16 protein-coding genes are annotated in these 19,851 nt (G+C 67.1%); 5 read left to right on the top strand and 11 right to left on the bottom strand.

What is annotated here, in order from left to right:
• The first annotated feature begins 77 nt into the window (after positions 1–77).
• Positions 78–1,706: a class I adenylate-forming enzyme family protein gene (locus C1746_RS07505; protein WP_116714012.1), complete on the top strand. Its 1,629-nt coding sequence runs from the start codon at positions 78–80 to the stop codon at positions 1,704–1,706.
• Here the strand turns inward: C1746_RS07505 and C1746_RS07500 are convergent.
• The 3 genes from C1746_RS07500 to C1746_RS07490 all read right to left on the bottom strand — a co-directional run bounded on the left by C1746_RS07500 (position 1,660) and on the right by C1746_RS07490 (position 4,019).
• Positions 1,660–2,613 carry a DMT family transporter gene (locus C1746_RS07500; RefSeq protein ID WP_116714011.1) on the bottom strand — a complete coding sequence of 318 codons (954 nt, stop codon included), beginning with the start codon at positions 2,611–2,613 and terminating at the stop codon, positions 1,660–1,662. The genes C1746_RS07505 and C1746_RS07500 overlap by 47 nt on opposite strands.
• Before the next feature lie 16 nt (positions 2,614–2,629).
• The gene (locus C1746_RS07495) at positions 2,630–3,253 is read right to left on the bottom strand and encodes a TetR/AcrR family transcriptional regulator (RefSeq protein WP_116714010.1); all 624 of its coding nucleotides are present in this window, start codon (positions 3,251–3,253) and stop codon (positions 2,630–2,632) included.
• Between the two features lie 79 nt (positions 3,254–3,332).
• Positions 3,333–4,019: a TetR/AcrR family transcriptional regulator gene (locus C1746_RS07490; protein WP_116714009.1), complete on the bottom strand. Its 687-nt coding sequence runs from the start codon at positions 4,017–4,019 to the stop codon at positions 3,333–3,335.
• Between the two features lie 230 nt (positions 4,020–4,249).
• On the opposite strand from C1746_RS07490, the gene C1746_RS07485 reads away from it, so the two are divergent.
• Genes C1746_RS07485 through C1746_RS07475 form a run of 3 tightly spaced genes read left to right on the top strand, consistent with a single transcriptional unit; the run spans position 4,250 to position 7,873 of the window.
• Positions 4,250–5,641, top strand: coding sequence for a phosphotransferase family protein (locus tag C1746_RS07485; RefSeq protein WP_162867498.1), 1,392 nt, complete (start codon positions 4,250–4,252; stop codon positions 5,639–5,641).
• A gap of 35 nt (positions 5,642–5,676) precedes the next feature.
• Entirely contained in the window at positions 5,677–6,237 is a 561-nt protein-coding gene (locus tag C1746_RS07480) for a carboxymuconolactone decarboxylase family protein (RefSeq protein ID WP_116714007.1), read from the top strand.
• On the top strand, positions 6,230–7,873 hold the full coding sequence (locus C1746_RS07475; RefSeq protein WP_116714006.1) for a class I adenylate-forming enzyme family protein: 1,644 nt from the start codon (positions 6,230–6,232) through the stop codon (positions 7,871–7,873). Before C1746_RS07480 ends, C1746_RS07475 begins: the two co-directional genes overlap by 8 nt.
• 138 nt (positions 7,874–8,011) lie before the next feature.
• On the opposite strand, the gene C1746_RS07470 is transcribed toward C1746_RS07475, so the two are convergent.
• Genes C1746_RS07470 through C1746_RS07455 form a run of 4 tightly spaced genes read right to left on the bottom strand, consistent with a single transcriptional unit; the run spans position 8,012 to position 11,603 of the window.
• Positions 8,012–8,425 carry a DUF1801 domain-containing protein gene (locus C1746_RS07470; protein ID WP_116714005.1) on the bottom strand — a complete coding sequence of 138 codons (414 nt, stop codon included), beginning with the start codon at positions 8,423–8,425 and terminating at the stop codon, positions 8,012–8,014.
• A 51-nt stretch (positions 8,426–8,476) separates the two neighbouring features.
• Positions 8,477–9,295, bottom strand: coding sequence for an enoyl-CoA hydratase/isomerase family protein (locus C1746_RS07465; RefSeq protein WP_162867497.1), 819 nt, complete (start codon positions 9,293–9,295; stop codon positions 8,477–8,479).
• Positions 9,292–10,404, bottom strand: a complete 1,113-nt coding sequence (locus C1746_RS07460) for an LLM class flavin-dependent oxidoreductase (RefSeq protein ID WP_116714003.1) — start codon at positions 10,402–10,404, stop codon at positions 9,292–9,294. Before C1746_RS07460 ends, C1746_RS07465 begins: the two co-directional genes overlap by 4 nt.
• Positions 10,404–11,603 (bottom strand): thiolase family protein, encoded by a 1,200-nt coding sequence (locus C1746_RS07455; protein ID WP_116714002.1) that lies wholly within the window; start codon positions 11,601–11,603, stop codon positions 10,404–10,406. Before C1746_RS07455 ends, C1746_RS07460 begins: the two co-directional genes overlap by 1 nt.
• 66 nt (positions 11,604–11,669) lie before the next feature.
• On the opposite strand from C1746_RS07455, the gene C1746_RS07450 reads away from it, so the two are divergent.
• Entirely contained in the window at positions 11,670–13,064 is a 1,395-nt protein-coding gene (locus C1746_RS07450; RefSeq protein ID WP_162867496.1) for a phytoene desaturase family protein, read from the top strand.
• Positions 13,065–13,150: 86 nt separating this feature from the next.
• Here C1746_RS07450 and C1746_RS21970 read toward each other — a convergent pair whose 3' ends face one another.
• The 4 genes from C1746_RS21970 to C1746_RS07430 all read right to left on the bottom strand — a co-directional run bounded on the left by C1746_RS21970 (position 13,151) and on the right by C1746_RS07430 (position 19,842).
• The gene (locus C1746_RS21970; protein ID WP_162867495.1) at positions 13,151–15,289 is read right to left on the bottom strand and encodes an NACHT domain-containing protein; all 2,139 of its coding nucleotides are present in this window, start codon (positions 15,287–15,289) and stop codon (positions 13,151–13,153) included.
• Between the two features lie 668 nt (positions 15,290–15,957).
• Positions 15,958–17,529 (bottom strand): acyl-CoA carboxylase subunit beta, encoded by a 1,572-nt coding sequence (locus C1746_RS07440; RefSeq protein ID WP_116713999.1) that lies wholly within the window; start codon positions 17,527–17,529, stop codon positions 15,958–15,960.
• 33 nt (positions 17,530–17,562) lie between these two features.
• The gene (locus tag C1746_RS07435; RefSeq protein ID WP_116713998.1) at positions 17,563–18,336 is read right to left on the bottom strand and encodes an enoyl-CoA hydratase/isomerase family protein; all 774 of its coding nucleotides are present in this window, start codon (positions 18,334–18,336) and stop codon (positions 17,563–17,565) included.
• A gap of 3 nt (positions 18,337–18,339) precedes the next feature.
• Complete coding sequence (locus C1746_RS07430; RefSeq protein ID WP_162867494.1) at positions 18,340–19,842, bottom strand: 3-hydroxyacyl-CoA dehydrogenase family protein; 1,503 nt, start codon at positions 19,840–19,842, stop codon at positions 18,340–18,342.
• Positions 19,843–19,851: the final 9 nt, after the last annotated feature.

Here is a 19,851-nt window from a genome sequence, read left to right as displayed (position 1 = left end):
GGGCTCGACTCTACGACAGATTTGACCAGACGGTAAGTAGAATTGATGCTGAAGCACCGCACGGAAGGACGACCCCAGTGGACGATGTCGGCACACTCACGATGGACCGGCTGCTGCGCCGCAACGCCGCGGAGGTCGGCGACCGGGACTTCATCGTGATCGAGGGCTCGCGGCTCACCTATGCCGGGATGCAAGCGCGCGCCGAGCAGGTGGCGGCCTCGCTCCGCGGGTTGGGTGTACGCCGCGGCGACACCGTCGCGGTGCTGATGCCGAACTGCCTGACGTTCATGGAGCTGCTGTTCGGTTGCCTGCACCTGGGCGCAGTGTGCGCACCCATCAACGCCCGCTTCCAGCGCAACGAACTCCGGCACGTCATCCCCGACTGCGGCGCGTCGGTTGTGGTCGTGCACGACGAGATCTCGCCCCACGCCGAACACCTGGACCGTCTGGGGTCGGCCTTCCCCGAGATCGCGGCGGCCGCAGCCTCGGACGCGGCCGAACCGCTCTCGGTGGCCGACGCTCCCTCGCTGCGCTGGGTGGTGTCGATGGACGCCAACGCCGCTGCCGGGGTCCTCGGCCCGACCCGCTTCGCCGAGGCCGCCCACGACTCGGCCAACGGCCAGGCGGCGGACCGCTCGCCCGACGGTCCGGCGATGATGTTCTACACCTCTGGGACGACGTCGAACCCCAAGGGGTGTGTCCTGACCCACAGCGCGTTGATCCGCGTCGGGGCCATGACCGCCCAGCGGTTCGAGTACCGCGACGGTGATGTCATGTACGACCCGCTGCCCATGTTCCACACCGCCGTGTCCCAGCCGCTGGCGGCGATGATGCTGGTGAGGGGCACCTTCGTCTCGCAGGTCTTCCCCGACCCTGATGAAGCGATGGCGCTGATCGCGCGCGAGGGCGTCACTCAGGCATTCACGGCCTTTCCGACGATCACGGAGGGGATCCTGGACCATCCCGCCTACGACGCGGACACGACGCTGGCCGGCCTCAAGACCCTCTTCAACGTCGCCCCACCGGACGCACAGCGCTCCATCCAGTCGCGCCTGCGACACACCAAGTTGGTCAACGCCTTCGGCATGACCGAGACAGCCGGCTCGGCCACCATGGTCCGGGTCACCGATCCCGACGACGTCCGTCTGACGACGCAGGGCACCCCGATGGACGGGCTGGAGGTGGAGATCCGGGGTGAGGACGGGACACCACTCCCCGCCGGAGAGACGGGCGAGATCGCCATCCGCGGCATCACGCTCTTCGGCGGGTACCACAACGCGCCGGAGAAGAACGAGGCATCCTTCGACGGCCGCGGGTTCTGGCTGTCGGGTGACCTCGGAGTGCTGACGGAGGACGGGCAGCTGCTGTTCAAGGGACGGACCAAGGACATGCTGAAGGTGGGGGGCGAGAACGTGGCGGCCATCGAGATCGAGTCCCACCTGCAGACCCACCCCGGCGTCAAGATCGCGCAGGTCGTCGGCTACCCCGACCCCACCTACGGTGAACTGCCGGCGGCCTTCATCGAACCCCGGGCCGGCCATGCCCCCTCCGAGGAGGAGCTGATCGACCACTGCGTCGGGGCGATCGCGAGCTTCAAGGTCCCCCGCGTCGTCCGGTTCGTCACGGAGTGGCCCATGTCGTCGACCAAGGTCCAGAAGTTCAAGCTTCGTGACCAGTTGGTTCAGGAACTGGATCCGGCGTCATAGCCGACCGCGAGGCACCGCCGACCTGGGTCATCACAACCCCGATGACGATCACGACCCCGCCGGCCAGACCCACGGTGGAGAGGTCCTCCCGCAGGATGGCCCAACTCCACAGCACACCGAAGAGGGGCACGAGGTAGGTGTACGACGCGGTCTCGGCAGCATCGAGGACGGTGAGTGCCAGGTTCCAGATGATGTAGGGGATGAGGGTGCCGCCAACCACGAGCTGGACGAACCACAACCAACGCAGCCCCTCCAACGCGCCCAGCTGCCCCACCACGGCTGGGAGGAGCGGCAGCAACCAGATCGAGCCGGCCAGCAGCCCCGAGAACGTCAGCGTCAACGGTGCCGTCCGCCCCTGCACCGCCTTGGTCAGGACCGTGTACCCGGCGAATGAGACCTGGGCTCCGAGCACCAGGGCGGCGCCCCAGGGGTTGGCCACCGTGAGCTCCGTCCCCCCTCCGGTGGCGAACACGACAACCGTCCCGGCGCCGGTGAGTGCGAGGACCGTCCCCACCCACGCGACGCGACCCAGCCGCTCGCGTAGGAGCAGCGACGACAGCGCCGCCGTGATCGCCGGTTGGGTTGCGACCACCAGCCCGGCCATGGCCGGTGCCAGGAAGTTCTGGCCCTGCGCCAGCATCAGCTGAGCCCCCGGTACCGCCAGCCCGCCAGCCAGCAGCATGATCCCGACGTCCAGCCGGGTGAATCGCGGTCGCAGGGAGGGGACGGTCGCCACGGCGGCAAGCACGACGACGAACACGACGATGAAGCGGATCACCACGATGTCGACCGCGCTCAGCACGTCCAGGAGCTCGTGGTTCGCGACGAACTGCAGTCCCCACAGCCCCATGGCCATGACCAGGAGCAGCCGCGCTGCCCTGGGGGTGAGCCGCTGGATCGGGCTCACCGCACCTCCGATCCGGTCAGCCCGCCGAACGAACGACCAGACCTCCCAGGATGAGGTCGGCGAAGCTGTCGGCGATGGCCTCGGGCGACTGCGGACCCTCCGGCGAGTACCACTGATAGACCCAGTTCATCATCCCCAACATGCCGAGGACGACGAGCTTGGGATCCTGGGTGGCGTCGAACTCGCCGGCTTCCTGACCGTCGATCACCAGCTGGCGAAGCCGCGCGTCGTAGTAGTCCCGATCGGCGACGATCTCAGCACGACGATCGTCACTGAGCGACCGGAAGTCGTGGAAGAACACTCCGACCTCGACGAGGCGCGAGAGGTTGCTGATCACGTGCTGTCTGATGGCGGCGCGCAGACGGGCCGCGGGGCGAGCGTCGCTCGAGCTCCAGTGGGCTGCGTCCTGCAGGCCCTGGTCATGTGCGGACCGGATGACGTCGAAGAGCAGGTCCTCTTTGGAGTTGATGTAGTAGTAGAGGCTGCCCTTGAGGATCCCGACGGCATCCGCGATGTCCTGGATGGAGGTGCCCTCGTACCCCTTCTCATGGAAGATCTTTGCGGCGGTCCGGCGGATCTCGTCTGCACGAGCGGACCGCTCCGGCGACTCGGCCTGCTGCTGTGTGCTCACACTGGGCATGGCGCCTGCTCCACCTCCCAACGTGTGTGGTCAAGCTCGCAGAGGACGATACAACCAAACGATTGGTAGAGAAAGCTCTTCACCGCTGCTGCACCAGCTCACCGAGGGCGTTGGTCATGCTGGCCGACGGCCACTCGTGCTCCGAGCGATCGTCGAGGCCACGCAACGCCAGGTCGGCGAAGGCGGTCGCCAACTGCTTGGGGGTCACGCCGCCAACCTCGTCGGGTGAGTACCACTGGTAGACCCAGTTCATCATCCCCATCAGCGCCAGGCCGGTCATGCGGACGTCGACGTCGGGGCGGATCAGGCCCTGCTCCTTGCCCAGTTCGATGAGCTCGAGGACGTAGGTCTCGTGATCGTCCGGGCCGCCCATGAACATGGCTCGCCGTTCCGGCGTCAGCGATCGGAAGTCGTGGAAGTAGACGCCGATCATCACCCGGTTGGTGATGTTGGACTTGATGTGCAGTTCCATGAACGCGCGAAGCTTGATCAGCGCGTCGCCCTCGACGGCCTTGGCCTCTTCCAGGTGCACGCGGGAGACGTGATGGGCGTCACGGAGCACCTCGAACAGCAGGTCCTCCTTGGAGTTGATGTAGTAGTACAGGCTCCCCTTCAGGATCCCGACGGCGTCCGCGATGTCCTGGATGGTGGCGGCGCCGTACCCCTTCTGGTGGAACACCGTGGCGGCGGCATCCAGGATCTCGCGCTCCCGGGGTGTCCGATCCGGCAGTTCGTCGCTCACGTGCTCGACCTCGACGTCACTCATCTACTGGTCCAATCGTGGGCGAACTCGGGCGTGCCCGTCCGGGCGCCCGATGGGGCTGACAGCTGTCCGAAGCCATGTGTGTGCCCTCCGTGTTGATGCTGAACGGTAGCCCGACTTCACGACTGGTCAACGTTGGGGCTCCCCGGTCCGGTGGTCTATCGTTCTACCAATCGATTGGTAGGTGGAACGGACGACGTGTGGAGCCATTGACGACCGCTCAGGTCAGTACGGTGCTGCACGCTCACCTGGGTCAGGGAGCGGTGTGCCGGTCGGTCGAGCGCGGCCCGATCGGCAACGGCCAGGAAACCTGGTTCCTCCATCTGTCCGGCCCCGATGGCTCGCCTGCGTCGGCCGACGAGGTGCAGCGGCGACTGGTCCTGCGGCGAACCGCTCCGGCCGGGCCGCTCGAGTGGACCAGCCGGACCGCGGAGGCAACGGTCATGCGCGCCGCGGCCGCGGCCGGTGTGCCGGTCCCGGAGGTGCACCTGGTCGAGACCGATCCCGAGGTGCTGGGCGCCCCCTTCATGCTGATGGACTTCGTGCCGGGCGTCCCCCTGGTGCGCACCCCGAGGGCGCAGCGCGAGCAGCTCTCCGCGGACCTGATGACCCACCTGGCGGCCCTGCACCGAGCTGGTCTGGCAGACCCCGACGAGCGAGATGCCGCCGAGGCGACCCGTGCCGAGATCAGCCGGTGGCGACGCCGCGCTGTGGGGAACGCCGTCCCACCACCTCCGCTGGTCGAGGGGTTGTTGTCGTGGGCCCACGCGGCGGTCCCGGCGGCGCTCGCCGAGGTGCCGGCCGTCCAGTTGTGGGGCGACGCCGGCGCGCACAACGCCTTGGGTGAGGCCGGCGAGGTGACGGGGCTGCTGGACTGGGAGTTGGCGCACTTCGGCCATCCACTGGAGGATCTGGCCGCGGCCATCTGGATGGAGGGGGACCACGGCGTCCCCCAGCGGGCGCTCGTGGAGGCGTACGAGGCGGCAGCGGAGCACTCCGTGGACCCGGAGGTGCTGCGGTTCTTCTTGGCCCTCACCTGCGTGACCCGATCCATCATGATCCTGGCCGGTGCCGCGGCCTTCGCCACCGGCCGCTCCAACGCGCCGAACCTGGCTGGGCTCGGGCTCGATCTGCCAGCACAGACCCTCGGTCGCGCAGCCGAGCTGGCCGGCTGGGGAACGGTGGAGGACCGCTCGGCGGAGATCGGATCGGCGGAGTCTGCGGCGGCGGACCCCACCACCGAAGCGCAGACGGGTGTGGGACCCCGACCCAGTGGTGCCGAGATCGACGAGGGTGTCGCCCGCTTTCTCCGCGACGACGTGCTGCCGATGATCGACGACGGCCGGACCCGCCGTGGACTGAAGACGGCGGCGGCGCTGCTCGAGACAGCCGCCGTGCGGGCACACCACGAGCCGGCTGTTCAGTCACGGCGGACCATGGCTGAAGCCGGCCTCCGAGCCACGCTGCGCGACCGCGGGCTCACCGGCGACCTGGGGGAGATCGCCGCTCGCGTGGAGTCCGAGGATGTCCTGGCTGACCTCCGTCCGGCTGTCCGTCGGTTCCTCCTCGACGATCTCGCCCTGGACCGCGCCCTCCTGGGGCCCCTGCGTCGCCTGTACGAGTAGCCCCCGCACCAATCCTCCCCACGAAGGGATCCCTGATGATGACCCTCCCACCCGGCTCGGCGATCGCACCGGAGCTACGACAGTGGGCCGTTACAGACGTAGCGGGAGAACCGCTGGACGAGGGCAACGAGATCCTCAGGTTCCTGTCCGCCAGTCCGGATCACGCCGCGGACGTCCTCCAGGTCCACTTCGAGCGCTGGCTCCGGTCGCCGCTCGGGCCCCGCCTGACCGAACTGGTCCGCCTGGCCGTCGCGCAGCAGACCGGGTGTCCGGTGTGCCAGTCCGTCCGACGACCCGCTGCCCATCGCGAGGGCGTGGACGAGGATCTGATCTACGCCGTGCTCCGCGACCCGACCAGCGCCGGCCTCACCGACCGAGAGACCTTGGCGGTCACCTACGCAGGCGCGCTGGCGGGCGACCACAGCCAGATCGACGACCAGACCTACGAGGCGCTCCGCGACCACTTCACCGACACCGAGATCGTCGAGCTCGCGCTGATCGCCGCGTCGTTCCTGGCCCAGGGCAGGATCCTCGAGACCCTGACCCGTGGCCAGGTCTGTCCCGTCCAAGACGTCACCGGAGGCTCCCATGTCTGACACACATCCCAGGTTCGACGTCGACGGCCTGACCCTGCCCGACATCGTGGACCAGGCGGCGGAGCGCAGTGACGTGGAGGCGCTGGTGTTCCCCGATGAGCGCGTCACCTACGGAGAGCTGCGTGAGCGGTCGATCGGGCTGGCCGGGAACCTGCGCGCCCTGGGTGTCGAGCCGGGAGACCACGTCGCGTATCTGATGGCCGGCGGGGTGGACATCCTGGTGGTGATGCTCGGCATCCTGCGGTTGGGCGCCGTTGCGGTGCCCATCAACGCCCGCTACAAGGCAGCCGAGATCACCGGTGTCCTGGCCGACGCTGACGTCCGCGTGGTGATCGCCGAGCAGCTGTACCTGAAGGAGGTCCTGGTCGCCACGGAGGACCCCGCAGCTGTTCCGGCCCTCCGTCACATCGTCGGCGGGGAACCTGACCTTCCCGGCGGGGAACCTGACCGTCCCGGCGGGAAGCCTCGGCGTCCGCAGGTGCTGCCCTGGTCGACGTTCCTCTCCCGCAGCGTCGCGGACGACTTGCCGGCCGTCGACCCCGATGCGCTCGCCATGATCCTGTTCACCTCCGGGACCACCTCGCGACCGAAGGGGGTCATGCACAGCCAAGCGACGATCCTGAACTCCAGCGCCAGCCTGGCCGAGCGGTTGGAGCTCATGCCCGACGACCGGTTCTGGTCCCCGCTCCCCCTGTTCCACATCGCCGCCATCGCCGCGACCGGGGCGGCCTTCGTCGCCGGGTGCACGCTGGTGCACGTCGGCTTCTTCGATCCCGGCGTGGCCCTCCGCCAGTTGGAGGAGGAGCGCTGCACGCTGGCCTTCCCCTCCTTCGAGACGATCTGGCTGGCCGTCCTCGACCACCCCGACTTCGCCACGACGGACCTCTCGACGGTCGAGCGCATCATCAACATCGGCACCCCGGAGCGTCTCCGCGCCATGCAGGAGCGGGTCCCCGACGCCGTCCAGGTCTCGGGCACCGGGTCGACGGAATCCGGCGGGTTCCTGGCCGTCGGCGTCGTGACCGACACCCTCGAGGAGCGCACGCAGACCAATGGGCACGTGCTGCCGGGCATGGAGGTCAGACTGCTCGACCCGGTCAGCGGAGAGGTACTGCAGCCGCCAGCGCGGGGCGAGCTGCTGTACCGGGGCCCCTCACGGCTGCTCGGCTACTACGGAGATCCCGCCATAACCGCCGAGCGGATCGACCCGGACGGCTGGTTCCACAGCGGCGACCTGTGCCGACTGGACGCCGACGGCCGGATCACCTTCGTCGAACGGTTGAAGGACATGCTCAAGGTCGGCGGAGAGAACGTCGCCGCGGCGGAGATCGAGGACCACCTCGCGGGCCATCCTGACGTCCGGATGGTTCAGGTCGTGGCGGCGCCGGATGCCCGGTACGTCGAGGTGCCCTGCGCCTTCGTCCAGCGCGTCGACGGATCGACCGTGACCGAGCAGGACCTGATCGACTTCTGCCGAGGTCAGATCGCCACGTTCAAGGTCCCGCGCTACGTCCGCTTCACCGAGGACTTCCCGATGTCGGGCACGAAGGTCCAGAAGTACAAGCTGCGCGAGCGGATCCGGAGAGAGTTGGAGGAGGCAGGGATCACCGAGGCGCCGCGGATCACCTCCGCCTGAGCCAACGTGAGCCGCGACTGGCACAGATCGACCGAAATCGAAGTAGGTGGAGGTCGCCCGTTCGGTCGATCCGTGCGGGCGCAGGCCTCTCACCTGCGGGTACTACGGTGCGGGCGGGGGCTCGACACACCGTTCTGGTCAATCTGTGCGGTGGTAGGTCAGCGCCATCACAACGCACGCCCGCACCTCGTCTGTGGGGACTGGGGCGCCGACCTCGAACAGGATCCCGCGTGTTCCGTCATACCGGAACAGCTCACCGAAGGCGTCTCGCCACTGCTCGACCAGCGAGGTGGAGCAGGTCACGTACATGCCATAGGTGGTGGAGGACCCTCGGACGGGCGCCACTCGGACGGTCGTCCCGCCGCCGTCGAGGGGCCGGTAGCTGGGCTGCCCCCACTTCAGAGACTCTTCCAGCGGACCGACGTCAGCTGTCTCCGCAGCGGTGTCGAGGATGAGGTGTCGCAGGGAGAGCAGCGCGTCCCTGACCTCGCGGTCGGACGCGTCGAACGTCGCAGCCACGTCGGCAGGCATGGTGGAGGAGGGGGCGTTCACCGGAGTGACGGTATCGAGGCCCAGCGCGGGCCTCTGACCGTTTGTGCCAAGTCAGCGCCCCTCGAAGGTCGGGCGCTCCTTGTCCAGGAAGGCCTGGGCGGCGTTCTTGTGGTCCTGCGTGGTGAAGAGCAGCGCGGTGGCCTCGATCGACTCCGCCAGGCCAGGGGCCCCCTGGGTGCGGTTGATGAACGCCTTGCCCATGCGCACCGACAGCGGTGCCCGGCGGGCGATGCCCGCGGCTACCTCGATCGCGGTGTCCATCAGCTGCTCGTGCGGCACGCACCGCAACGCGAGACCGATCCGCTCCGCCGTCGCCCCGTCGATCGGGTTGGCCGAGAGCGCGAGGTACCGGGTCCACTGCGGCCCGATGACGGCGGGCCCGCGGACCACGCCGTAGCCGGGCATCAACCCCATCACCGGCTCACGGAAGGCGAACTTCGCCCGGTCCGAGGCGATGACCAGGTCGGCGGCCAAGGACAGCTCCGTCCCGCCGCCGTAGGCCACCCCGTTGACCGCGGCGATCACCGGCACCTCACACCGCTCGACGGCGTGGAAGGCGTCGAAGACCAGCTTCAGCCGCCGCCGGTAGCTGGCGACGTCGTCCATGATCAGGAAGCTCTCGATGTCCCCACCGGCGCTGAAGGCCTCCTCCCCCGCACCGGTGATGATGACGACACGGACCCGGTCGTCGGCGTCGAAGATGTCGAGCTGCGGTTCGAGGTTCTCGAAGAAGGCCACCGACATCGCGTTCTGCTTGTCCGGTCGGTCGATCGTGAGGATCGCCACGCCGTCATCGCGAACCTCGGCGGTGAACGGCTCGAGGGCCTCGACTGACGCTGCGTCGGATCGTTCGGAGGAGGGCACGCTCACGCCTCCTGCAACATGGCCTTGATCTGCCGGAGCCCGTCGAAGGACCAGCGCGCCAGCTCAGGGTCGCCGAAGGCGGTGATGTTCCACAGGATCATGTGGCGCAGGCCATTGGCGTGGTACGGCTTCAGCTGGTCGACGATGGACTCGGGCGTGCCGCAGAAGGCGTAGTAGCGCACGACGGAGGGGTCGATCGCCTCGACGATGCGCTCGGCCTCGGCCCGGTCGACGCGTGAGGGGATGAAGTCGTGGAATCCAGACCCCTTCCCCTCCAGCGGCGGGGTGAAGCCGAGGTCCCGGTAGACCTGCGAGGGCAGCAGGACGCAGAGGAAGCGGACCAGCGCCTCGTGGGTCATCCGCTCGACGGCCTCCTCGTCCGGGCCAACCAGGATGTAGCCGAGCATCCCGGGCTGGAAGTGGCTCATGTCCCGGCCGGCTTCCTCCCCCGCGGCAATGATGGTCTCCCGGGAGGTGCCGTACTGCTCCGGCGGCATCTTGGTCGGCAACCACCCGTCGCCGTACCGGCCGGTGATCCCGAGCATCCGGGGCCCGTGGGCCGCAACCCAGATGGGCGGCTGCCGGTCGCCGTAGGGGGGCAGGTGCAGGACCGCATCCTCCACCGTGATGTGCTCCCCCTTCCAGGTGACCGGGTCGTCGGTGTCCATCAGCATCCGCATGACGTGCAGGTGCTCCTCGAACTTGCCGACGGGCTTGTCGAAGTTGATGCCGTACGGCTCGACGTTTAGCCGCTCGCCGCTCCCGAGGCCGAGGATCGCCTTCCCCTGGGTGACGTGGTCGAGGGTGAGGAGGGCGTTGGCCGCCATGGCCGGGTTGCGGCGCAGCAGGTCGGTGACGACCACGCCGACCTTGGTCCGCTCGAGCTGCGAGCCGACGGCCGACATCATCAGCAGCGGGTCGAAGTGCGTGTGGACCTTCTGGTACTTGGTGAGCGGACTGATGTCCTCGGTCCAGATCGAGTCGGGGAACCAGTTCATCAGGTGGCAGGGCCACCACACCGCGTCGAAGCCGTCCTCCTCAGCCCGCTGGGCGAACTGGATGGCCTTGTCGGCCGGCGGCATGATCTGGCCGGGGACCCCGAACTCGATGTCCATCAGCTCAACCGCTCGATGATGGTGGCGTTGGCCATGCCGCCACCCTCGCACATGGTCTGCAGGCCATACCGTCCACCGGTTCGTTCGAGTACGCCGAGCAGCGTGGTCATCAGCTTGGCTCCGGACGCACCCAGCGGGTGTCCGTTGGCGATCGCACCGCCATGCACGTTGACCCGGTCCATGTCGGGTTTCATCTCCGCCTCCCAGGCGAGGACGACGGGTGCGAAGGCCTCGTTGACCTCGAAGGCGTCGATGTCGGCCATGGTCAGGTCGGCGCGGGCCAGCACCTGCTCGGTTGCGGGGATGACACCGGTCAGCATGAGGATCGGGTCGTCGCCGACGACCGCGAAGTGCCGGACGGCCGCTCGGGGGGTGAAGCCGGCCTCCTCGGCGGTCTCTCGCTCCATGAGCAGCAGCGCGGCGGCGCCGTCGGAGAGCTGCGAGGCGCCTCCGGCCGTCACCACCCAGCTGAGGTCCGGGTGCTCGGCGGCCAGCTCCTCGGTGTGGAAGGCGGGACGGAGCCCGGCCAGCACCTCCGGAGTCGACCCGGGTCGGATGCCCTCGTCGGTGGCGATGGTCTCGCCGGTCGGGCCCTCGCCCCGGTCGACGGCGAGCGGCAGGATCTCGGGCTCGAACCACCCCTCCTGGGTGGCGTGGTGGGCCTTGGCGTGGGAGCCGGCCGCGAACTCGTCCAGCTGCTCGCGGCTGAACCCCCACTTCGCGGCGATCATCTCGGCGGAGATGCCCTGTGGGACCAAGCGGTTGTCGTAGCGCTCGTGGGTGCCGGTGCCGTAGGGGTCGGTGCCCATGTTCGAGGAGAACATCGGCACCCGCGACATCACCTCAACCCCGGCGGCGATGGCGACGTCGTAGGCGCCGGCGATGATGCCCTGGGCGGCGAAGTGGACGGCCTGCTGGGACGAGCCGCACTGCCGATCGATCGAGGTGGCCGGCACCGTCTCGGGGAGGCCCGCGGAGAGGACGGCGTTGCGAGCGACGTTGAACGACTGCTCACCCGCCTGGGAGACACACCCGGCGATGACGTCCTCGATGGTGGAGGGGTCGACGCCCGTCCGCTCCACGAGGCCGGCGAGGACGGTCCCCAGCAGGTCGGCGGGATGCCAGCCGGACAGCGCTCCCCCCGGCTTCCCCTTCCCGATCGGGCTTCGGACGGCGTCGACGATCACGGCTTCGCGCATGACTTCTCCTCGCTTGTTCTACCGAATGTTTGGTAGATTACCGGAAACGAGTCGAAGGGTCATCCCGTGAGTGAGTACGACGTCATCGTGATCGGCGCCGGAGCCGCCGGCCTGTCCGCCGCCGCCCTGCTCGCGAAGGAGGGGAGGTCCGTTCTCCTCCTCGAGCGCAGCCCCTACCTCGGTGGTCGCGGGATGGCCACCGACGACGAGGGCTACCAGCTGAACTTGGGTGCGCACCTGATGGAGGACTCCGGCTCGGGGCTGACCCGGATCTTCGCTCACCTCGGTCGCGAGCTGGGGCACGGTCCGAAGAACACCGACATGCCGGTGTGGAATCACGAGACGCAGTCGTGGGGGTCGATCCGCGATCGGTACTCCGGCGACAAGGACGAGCTGAAGAAGGTCATCGCCGCGCTGATGGAGACCTCATACGAGGAGCTCGAGCAGTGGGACGACCGGCCCATGCGCGACTGGATCCACCAGCACACCGACCACCAGGGCGTGGTCGACCTGTTCGAGTTCATCACCGTGATGGAGTGCATGACCGAGGACTGGTGGGACCACTCCGCCTCCGAGAACCTGTTCGTGCGGAAGATGCACTACGAGGAGAAGCAGACCGCGGCGTACTCCTACTGGCCGGTCGGCGGGTGGGACGCGATGTTCACCGAGCTGCGGGACGCGGTGGTGGAGAACGGCGGCGAGGTCCGGCTGGGCCAGCCGGTCAGCCGGGTCGTGATGGAGGACCGGACGATCGTCGGTGTCGCCCTCCCGAGGGCCGACGCGGTGCTGCCGAACGAGGTGTTCCACGAGGAGATCGTCACCGCCGACGTGGTGATCTCGACCCTGCCGGTGTGGCACGTCCTCCAGCTGGTGGACCCCAACGTCCTGCCGGACTGGTACGTGCAGCAGATCGAGACGATGGCGCAGGACCGCTGGCGGATCAGCTGGGCCGGGCTGTACATGGCGACCGAGGAGCCGGTCAGCGTCCTGGACCGACAGGAGATCGCGACGTGGATGCACACCCCGGTGGCCAACACCTCGGGGTTCATGTTCGAGATGTCGGCGCTCGACCCGTCGGTGGCGCCGGAAGGGAAGCACCTCTACGTCATGGGGGCGATGCTGCACGGCTTCGGCCGCAACGGCGACATGGCCTTCGTGAAGCAGAAGTTCGACGAGTTCGAGCAGGACGTTGAGATCATGTGGCCGGGTCTGGCCGACCACGTCTTCAAGCGGCGCCACCTGGTGTACGACCCCTCGTTCGGCGTGATCCAGAAGCCGGGACTGGTGGGCCAGTTCCGCCCGAACTGGAAGGCCCCGAACGTCGAGGGTCTCTACTTCGCCAGCGAGACGTTCAAGGCACGTGGGATCGGTATCGATCGGGCCGCGCGCGTGGGCCTCTCGGCGGCGGAGGACATCCTGGGCCGCCGCCTGTGGCCGCTGGAGGAGGGCTTCCGCTACTAGGAACTCAGCCGAGAGCAGGGGACAGGAACCCCGGCGATGAACAGTTCTGTGCATCGCCACCGGCAGGCGCGAAGGATGATCCGCACCTATGTAGTCAATTCCTCATCAACTCTTCGCCAGAAATCTCGCACCTCAGGGATGCTCGAGTTTCGGTCACCCAACTCCAAGAAGTCGATACTGAACTTAACCCTGTATGTATTACTTCTCCCTGAGCTTTGGATCTTCTGCAATTCTACCAGCCCCGCCCCCCTAGCCGCCGACAAGAGGATCGGCCAAGCTTCAACCTGCATGAACTTCGTCCGAGGGTCATCCGGAACGAAGTCCGGGGCCAGCACAACGGGTAGCAGTGTGTTCCGACGGTCCATCTCCGCCAAGAGTTCTTGAACGGGATTTCTCTGCCGCTCCACTGCAACAGTCTCTGCAGACTCATATAGGGCATCGCGGGCTTCACTTCCGATAAGATACGTGTCCTGCACCCTGACGGCGTCCACCGAAACTCCAACTAGTTCGGGGCACTTCCCGAACTCTTCAAGCCCCAAACATCTGATATGCCCGATCTCGACACTGCAACCTTCGGTCAGATATATTTCACCCGCGTACAGGTTACGCAACACAGGGGGCCACGGCTTGGCTTCTTCCTCTGACACGAATACATCCTCTGCCCGCTCTAACAAATTCCCCCTGTCGATCAACTCAATGAGAATCTGGCCCCGCGCAAATCTGACGTTATTGCTGGTCGTTGGAAAACTGACTCCAATCCAGTCTGCACACCATTCTTCAGACATGGCATTAACAAGAGACGTCGTAGCCCAAGGCTCAAGCCGCCGCGCCCCAAGGAGGCGCCGTGCTGTGTCCGGGTCCCTCTTGAGCTTGGCAACAACCGCTACAGCAAAGAAGTGGTCAAAGTACAGGGTGTGCCCGAAAACAAACCGCTGACCGGATTCAGCGCTCTCCACCTCCAAACCGCACAGGACTCTCAGCCGATTCAATAGTGACTCTTCTTCGACCTCGGCCGCGGCGGCCGCCAAACTAACATCCTCTTCCGAAAGAGATCTATCACCGGACAAGACGAGAGCTTCGGCGACCTCTCGCAGGAACAAGCGAAGCTGCGATTGGTCGATCATGGCGTTGCCTTGATCAATCAGGATGCGTGCTTCCCGATCGAGGTAACTCTGAATGAGGCTGTGGCGGATAGCTTCCTCAGACGCCAGGCCCCCCTCAGCCGAGTTGCGAGCCGCGTCTTGACATAGAAAGGGGACACGAAGTGCCTGAACGGCTGACGAACTCAAGGAGTCCAAGGGCGGTGCACCCCCCTCGTGATGATCACTCCAAATCGCGTCGATCTGTTCATCTGTTAAACCGTCAACAGTCCACAGTTCTGTTAGCACCGAAGGTGCGTTCTTGGCCCTGACCGCAGAGGAAGCGTATGTGGAGGCAAAGTAGCTTGAGCGCGCGGACGCGACGATCGCCCCCTGTCCATCCAGACCCTTCGCCCAATTGTTAAAGACCTCGATTGCATGGCGGTAAGCGGCATCACCTAACAGTTCGTCTAGGCCATCCACATAGAGGACCAGTAGGCCGTTGCGAATAAGGACAGATACACCCTGTGCGCTCAACCCGGGAGTCGCGTCCACCACCCTGGAAATCGCCGTGTTGATGCTTGCTAGGAGGTGTCCTTCCGATGAGACAAAGAGTGCGGCAGGCTCCAGAGCCTCTCTCTCATAGTGTTCTCTCGCCCTCTCGGTTAACATTAAGGCGGACTTGGCCATCGCAAGAGACTTTCCAGCACCTGCCGTCCCCTGAAGGAAGAGCAACCGAGTCGCGCCATCTCGTGTTCTAGCGGCTTCGCAAATTCTAGAGTCAAACTCCTCTGTTCCAAGTCGAACTATGTCAGCCTGGTCAACTACACTTCGGTTCGAGAAGGTGGGGGACTCATACCGATCGTTCCCGATCTTTCGATCGAATGCCGACTTCGCCAGAACCCTCAGTCTGCCCAGTAGTGTCGGCCAACTAAGCACGTCAGTAATGAAGCGTTGGTACGGACGCCAAGAACCGTCTCCATCCATCCACTCGGGCTGAAACCCCATTCTGAACTCGTCGGAGCGGCGAGATTCTCCTTCTAGGACTGGGAGGTCCCAGACAATGCTGACCGTTGACTCCGACTGGTCCAGACGAATCACAGATCCCGTCAGGGCCGCAATATCCGCCTTGATCTGCTCGATCATTTTCTCCCTTTCATAGGCTGTCTGGGGGCTACGAATAGCCAACATCGCGGCACTCGCGTGTGGGAACGAGGCAGTAGAGGACTCGCCCGCTCCGAGCAGCCAGTAGTTGCCACTCTTCGAGTCCCAGGATTTAATGACGGCGATACGTCCCTCATGACTACGAACAAACGGATCGAGGGATATTCCATCGCAAAGGAGTAGATCTTCTCGGGCATAGAGAAGCCCTTGGAAGGCGCCGACGACTTCTTGAATGTCCAAACTCAGGGAATGGGCGCGGTCAATCTCTCCCGGAAGATGCTCCCCGTGGAGGGCTTGATTGCGTAGCGCGACAACATCCCCATTGCGACCTGATGCGAGTTTGTCGATGACGGTGTTAAGCGCCATTGTCGTCGCCGCAGAGTCGGCCGGCAACGATCGCAAGTTGGTTCGCAGTGTCGTGAGGTGAGCTTGGAGGCCGTTCCGTTGGGGCCATTGGGGCAACAGTTTGGCATTGAGTAGAAATGCTGCCGCTGTTGCGCCTGCGAACTTGACCAGAGCCTCGACAATCGCCAGGCCGGAGTGCAGAGACTCGAGGTTTTGGACGTGACTTCTGACACAAGTCTGAAGAAGGTGATGGCTGGTTGGCACTAGCCGAGGGTACAGAACATGGAGGTCGGACAGCTCCGTTGTCAGCCCACGCGATCGCGATCGCCCCAGCCGAACTCGATCCCCGTCAGGATCACCTTGCGGGTGTCGCGCGGGTCGATGATGTCGTCCACGTAGGTGTGGGCCGCCGCCTCCCAGGGCTCGGACTCGTCCGCCCAGTAGGCGGAGAGCTCGGCCTCCAGTGCGCGACGGGCTTCGATGCCCCCCTCCGCCTCCGCCGCCTCGAGCCGCCGCCGGTTCACCGTCACGATGCCCGTGTCCGGGGCCATGAAGCCGAGCTCCGCGGTCGGCCAGCAGACCAGCAGGTCCGGGTTGGTCGGCCGGCCGCCGAGGGCGTAGTGCCCGCCCCCGAAGGCCTTGCGCACCACGACCGCAACGTTCGGGACCTTGGTCCGGGCCATCCGGGCGACCAGCCGCTCGTACCAGGCCACGATGCCCTGCCGCTCCGCCTCGATGCCGACCAGCAGCCCGGGCACGTCCTGGAGATAGACCAGCGGCAGGTTGAAGGTGTCACACAGGTCCACGAAGGTGTGGGCCTTCTCCAGCGCCTTCGGGTCCAGCGCACCGGCGCCGAACCGCGGCTGGCTGGCGATCACCCCTATGGGCTGGCCCCCGATGCGCGCGAACGCCGCGATGATTGCCTTGCCCGCCTCCGGCCGCCACGGCAGCAGGGTGTCGGCATCGACGATGGCGTCCAGCACCTCCACCATGTCGTAGGCCTGCTTGGGGTTGGTCGGCACGACCTCGAGCAGCGACTCGGCGGGCCGACGGGGCTCGACTGCCGGCGCGAGCGGTGCGGGCCGGGAGGCGTTCGAGGGGAAGTAGGAGAGGTAGGCGGCGATCGCGTCGAAGACCTCCTGCTCATCGGGCAGCGCCAGGTGAGCCGTGCCCAACTCCTGCGCATGGGCCGGGCCGCCCAACTCCTCGTCGCTGACCACCTCCCCGATGGCCGAGGCCACCACCGTCGGGCCGACCAGGGCGATCGAGGACGACTCGGTCATGATCACGATGTGGGCCGTCCCCGCGTGCAGCGCCGAGTCCCCGTAGCCCGGACCGAGCATCGCCGCGATCCGGGGGATCGGCGGGTACCCCTCCGGCGTCTGCAGGAACGTCGAGAAGTCGAACGGCAGACCGCTGAACCGCCACCCCATCACGTCGGGGATCCGGCCACCGTCGGCGTCCATCAGCAGGATCAGCGGCAGCCCCTTCGTGGCGGCGAACTCGGCGATCCGGCCCTGCTTGCGCATGCTGATCGGCGCCGTCGTTCCCGCCAGGGTCGTGGCGTCGATCGCGATCAGGCAGACCTTCCGACCGTCCAACCGGCCGAACCCGGTGATGCATCCGTCGCCGGGGACGGGTCGGTCCAGGCGACGCTCCGGCTCGGCCAACATCCCGATCTCGTAGAAGGAGTCGTCGTCCAGCAGTGCGGTGATCCGCTCCCGGGCCGTCAGCCGTCCCGAGGCGTGGTGCCGCGCGATCCGGTCCTCCCCGCCCATCCCGAGGGCGATCTGCCGGCGGCGTTCGAGCTCGGCCAGTCGGTCCTTCATGGTGGGGAGGGTTGCCGCGGTCTCCGTCGGCCCGGCCTGATCGGTCATGTCAGCGGTCCTCGAACGGGGCAGTCATAGGGCTCAGCGGTCCTTGAAGTCGGGAGCGCGCCGCTCGACGAACGCCGCAACCCCCTCGGCCTGGTCGTTGGTGGAGTGCAACAGGGCGGTCGCCTCGACGGAGTACTCGTACCCCTCGGCAGACCCCCGGTTGAGGATGCCCTTGGCCACCCGGAGAGCGGTCGCCGGCTTTGCTGCGATGAGCCCCGCGAGGCGTCTGGCCTCCTCCAGGTGGGTTCCCTCCGGCACAACCGTCGTGACCAGTCCGGCCGCCTTCGCCTCCTCCGCCCCCAGCCGCTGACCGGTGAAGATCATCAGCTTCAGCCAGTGCAGGTTGCTGTTGGCCCGACCGCGGACGACACCGAGACCGGGCATCAAGCCGACGCTCGCCTCCGGTGTCCCGAACTGGGCAGTGGTATCGCAGATCACCAGGTCGGTGACCATCGTCAGCTCGCAGCCGCCGCCCAGTGCGTAGCCGTGCACCGCCGCGATCGTGGGCTTGGGGAAGGTCTCGAAGGCCCGGAAGGCAGCGAAGGCCAGCTCCTGGTACTCCCGCCGGGCCGGGATGTCATCGAGGCCGCCGAACCCCTCGATGTCCCCGCCGGCGGAGAAGTTGTCGCCCGCGCCGTGCACGACCAGGACCCGGACGTCGTCGTCGGCAGTCGCGTCCGCGAGCAGGTCCTGCAGATCGGTCCAGAACGCAAACGTCATGGTGTTGAGCTTGGTCGGCCGGTCGAGCGTGACGAAGCAGATGCCGTCGTCGACGGCCACGGTCAACATGCCGTAGGAGTCGTTCATGGATCAGTTCTCCGGGAGCGGGGCGAACGGAGCCGGGCGGCGGGTTTGCGCGTGGAAGGTGCCGCCGGCCTCGGCCAGGTGCCGCATGGTCTGGCCGGGCGGGAAGCGCACCTCACCCAACGCCTCGCAGCGCCGGACCATCTCGGCGTGGCCCGTCTGGTCGGCGAAGTGGAAGGGCCCACCGAGTCCGCCGGGGAAGCCGATGCCGAGCACGGCCGCGACGTCGCCGTCGTCGGGATGGCAGAGGGTCCCGTCATCCCAGCAGAGGTAGCACTCCGAGGCGAAGGCCAGCAGCAGCCGCTCGCCGATCACCGCCTCCGGCAGCTCGGAGGGCGTGACGCCGAGGGTGGCGGCCACCGCGGGGTTCGACCCGTCGCGGCGGCCGTCGGTGTAGCGGTAGAACCCACTGCCCTGTCGTCGACCCTGGACGCCGGCATCGACCAGGGCCTGCAGTGCCTCGCGCGCGGCTGCGATGTCGAGGCGGTCGGCCATGACCGGCTCGGCGACCTGGGTGATGCTGGCCTGAAGCACCAGGTTCAGGGTCGCCTCGTCGTGGGCGCGCAGGGGGCCGACGGGGAAGCCGACGGTCTTGGCCGCCCCGTCGATCTCCTCGACGGTTGCGCGGTCCAGCAGCAGTCGGACGCCCTCGACCAGCCAGCGTGCGTAGACGCGGGAGGTGAAGAACCCCGGTGCGTCCCCGACGACGACGCCGACCTTCCCCAGCTGTCGTCCCAGGGCGGCGGCCCGGGTGACGGTCTCCGCGGCGGTGCCGTCGTGCGGTATCAGCTCGACCAGCGGCATCCGGTCGACGGGCGAGAAGAAGTGCATCCCGATGAAGCGGCTGGGATCAGGGACCGAGGTGGCCAGCGTCCGGATGGGGATGGCGGAGGTGTTGGAGGCCACCAGGGCCTGCTCGCCCACGATCCCTCCGACGTCTTCGAGGACGGTGTCCTTGAGCTCTGGCAGCTCGAAGACGGCCTCGATGACGGCGTCGGCCCGGTCGAAGTGGTCCCATCCGGGCGTCGCGGTCCAGAGCGCGGCAAGGTCAGGTTCCCCACCAGAGTCAGATTCCTCACCGGAGAGCGCGGCAAGGTCAGGTTCCCCACCACGGTTAGATTCCCCATCGGAGAGGCCAGGTTCCCCACCAGAGTCAGATTCCCCACCGGTGAGGTCAGGTTCCCCACCAGGGTTAGATTCCCCACCGGAGCGGCCAGGTTCCCCACCAGGCGAGGAGCCGCGCGACGCGCCCTCCCCCGCTGTGCGGGCCAGGACCTTGTCCCGGTACGCCCGAGCGCGAGACAGCGACTCCTCCGAGACGTCCCGAACCGTCGTCGCCAAGCCCAGCGACACCGCCGTCGCCGCGATCCCGGCCCCCATCTGACCGCCGCCGATCACCCCCAACTGCCGGACCGGCTCCCCAACCCCGTCAGCCAGGCCGGCCAGCGCCTGCTTGGCCTGCTCGAGATGAGCCGCCGCAGATTCCGAACGCACGGGGCCGTCACTCATACCCCCGCC

Origin of the sequence: Euzebya tangerina, assembly GCF_003074135.1 — a bacterium.
Taxonomy (GTDB): domain Bacteria; phylum Actinomycetota; class Nitriliruptoria; order Euzebyales; family Euzebyaceae; genus Euzebya; species Euzebya tangerina.
The sequence above is the reverse complement of the archived record's forward strand: the minus strand, read 5'-3'. Positions and strand labels throughout refer to the sequence as shown.

Bases quoted from the DNA above. Each gene is read 5' to 3' on its own strand.
- C1746_RS07495 (WP_116714010.1), bottom strand. From the start codon at position 3,253: ATGCCCAGTGTGAGCACACAGCAGCAGGCCGAGTCGCCGGAGCGGTCC.
- C1746_RS07490 (WP_116714009.1), bottom strand. From the start codon at position 4,019: ATGAGTGACGTCGAGGTCGAGCACGTGAGCGACGAACTGCCGGATCGG.
- C1746_RS07480 (WP_116714007.1), top strand. From the start codon at position 5,677: ATGATGACCCTCCCACCCGGCTCGGCGATCGCACCGGAGCTACGACAG.
- C1746_RS07475 (WP_116714006.1), top strand. From the start codon at position 6,230: ATGTCTGACACACATCCCAGGTTCGACGTCGACGGCCTGACCCTGCCC.
- C1746_RS07460 (WP_116714003.1), bottom strand. From the start codon at position 10,404: ATGGACATCGAGTTCGGGGTCCCCGGCCAGATCATGCCGCCGGCCGAC.
- C1746_RS07455 (WP_116714002.1), bottom strand. From the start codon at position 11,603: ATGCGCGAAGCCGTGATCGTCGACGCCGTCCGAAGCCCGATCGGGAAG.
- C1746_RS21970 (WP_162867495.1), bottom strand. From the start codon at position 15,289: ATGATCGAGCAGATCAAGGCGGATATTGCGGCCCTGACGGGATCTGTG.
- C1746_RS07440 (WP_116713999.1), bottom strand. From the start codon at position 17,529: ATGACCGATCAGGCCGGGCCGACGGAGACCGCGGCAACCCTCCCCACC.
- C1746_RS07435 (WP_116713998.1), bottom strand. From the start codon at position 18,336: ATGAACGACTCCTACGGCATGTTGACCGTGGCCGTCGACGACGGCATC.
- C1746_RS07430 (WP_162867494.1), bottom strand. From the start codon at position 19,842: ATGAGTGACGGCCCCGTGCGTTCGGAATCTGCGGCGGCTCATCTCGAG.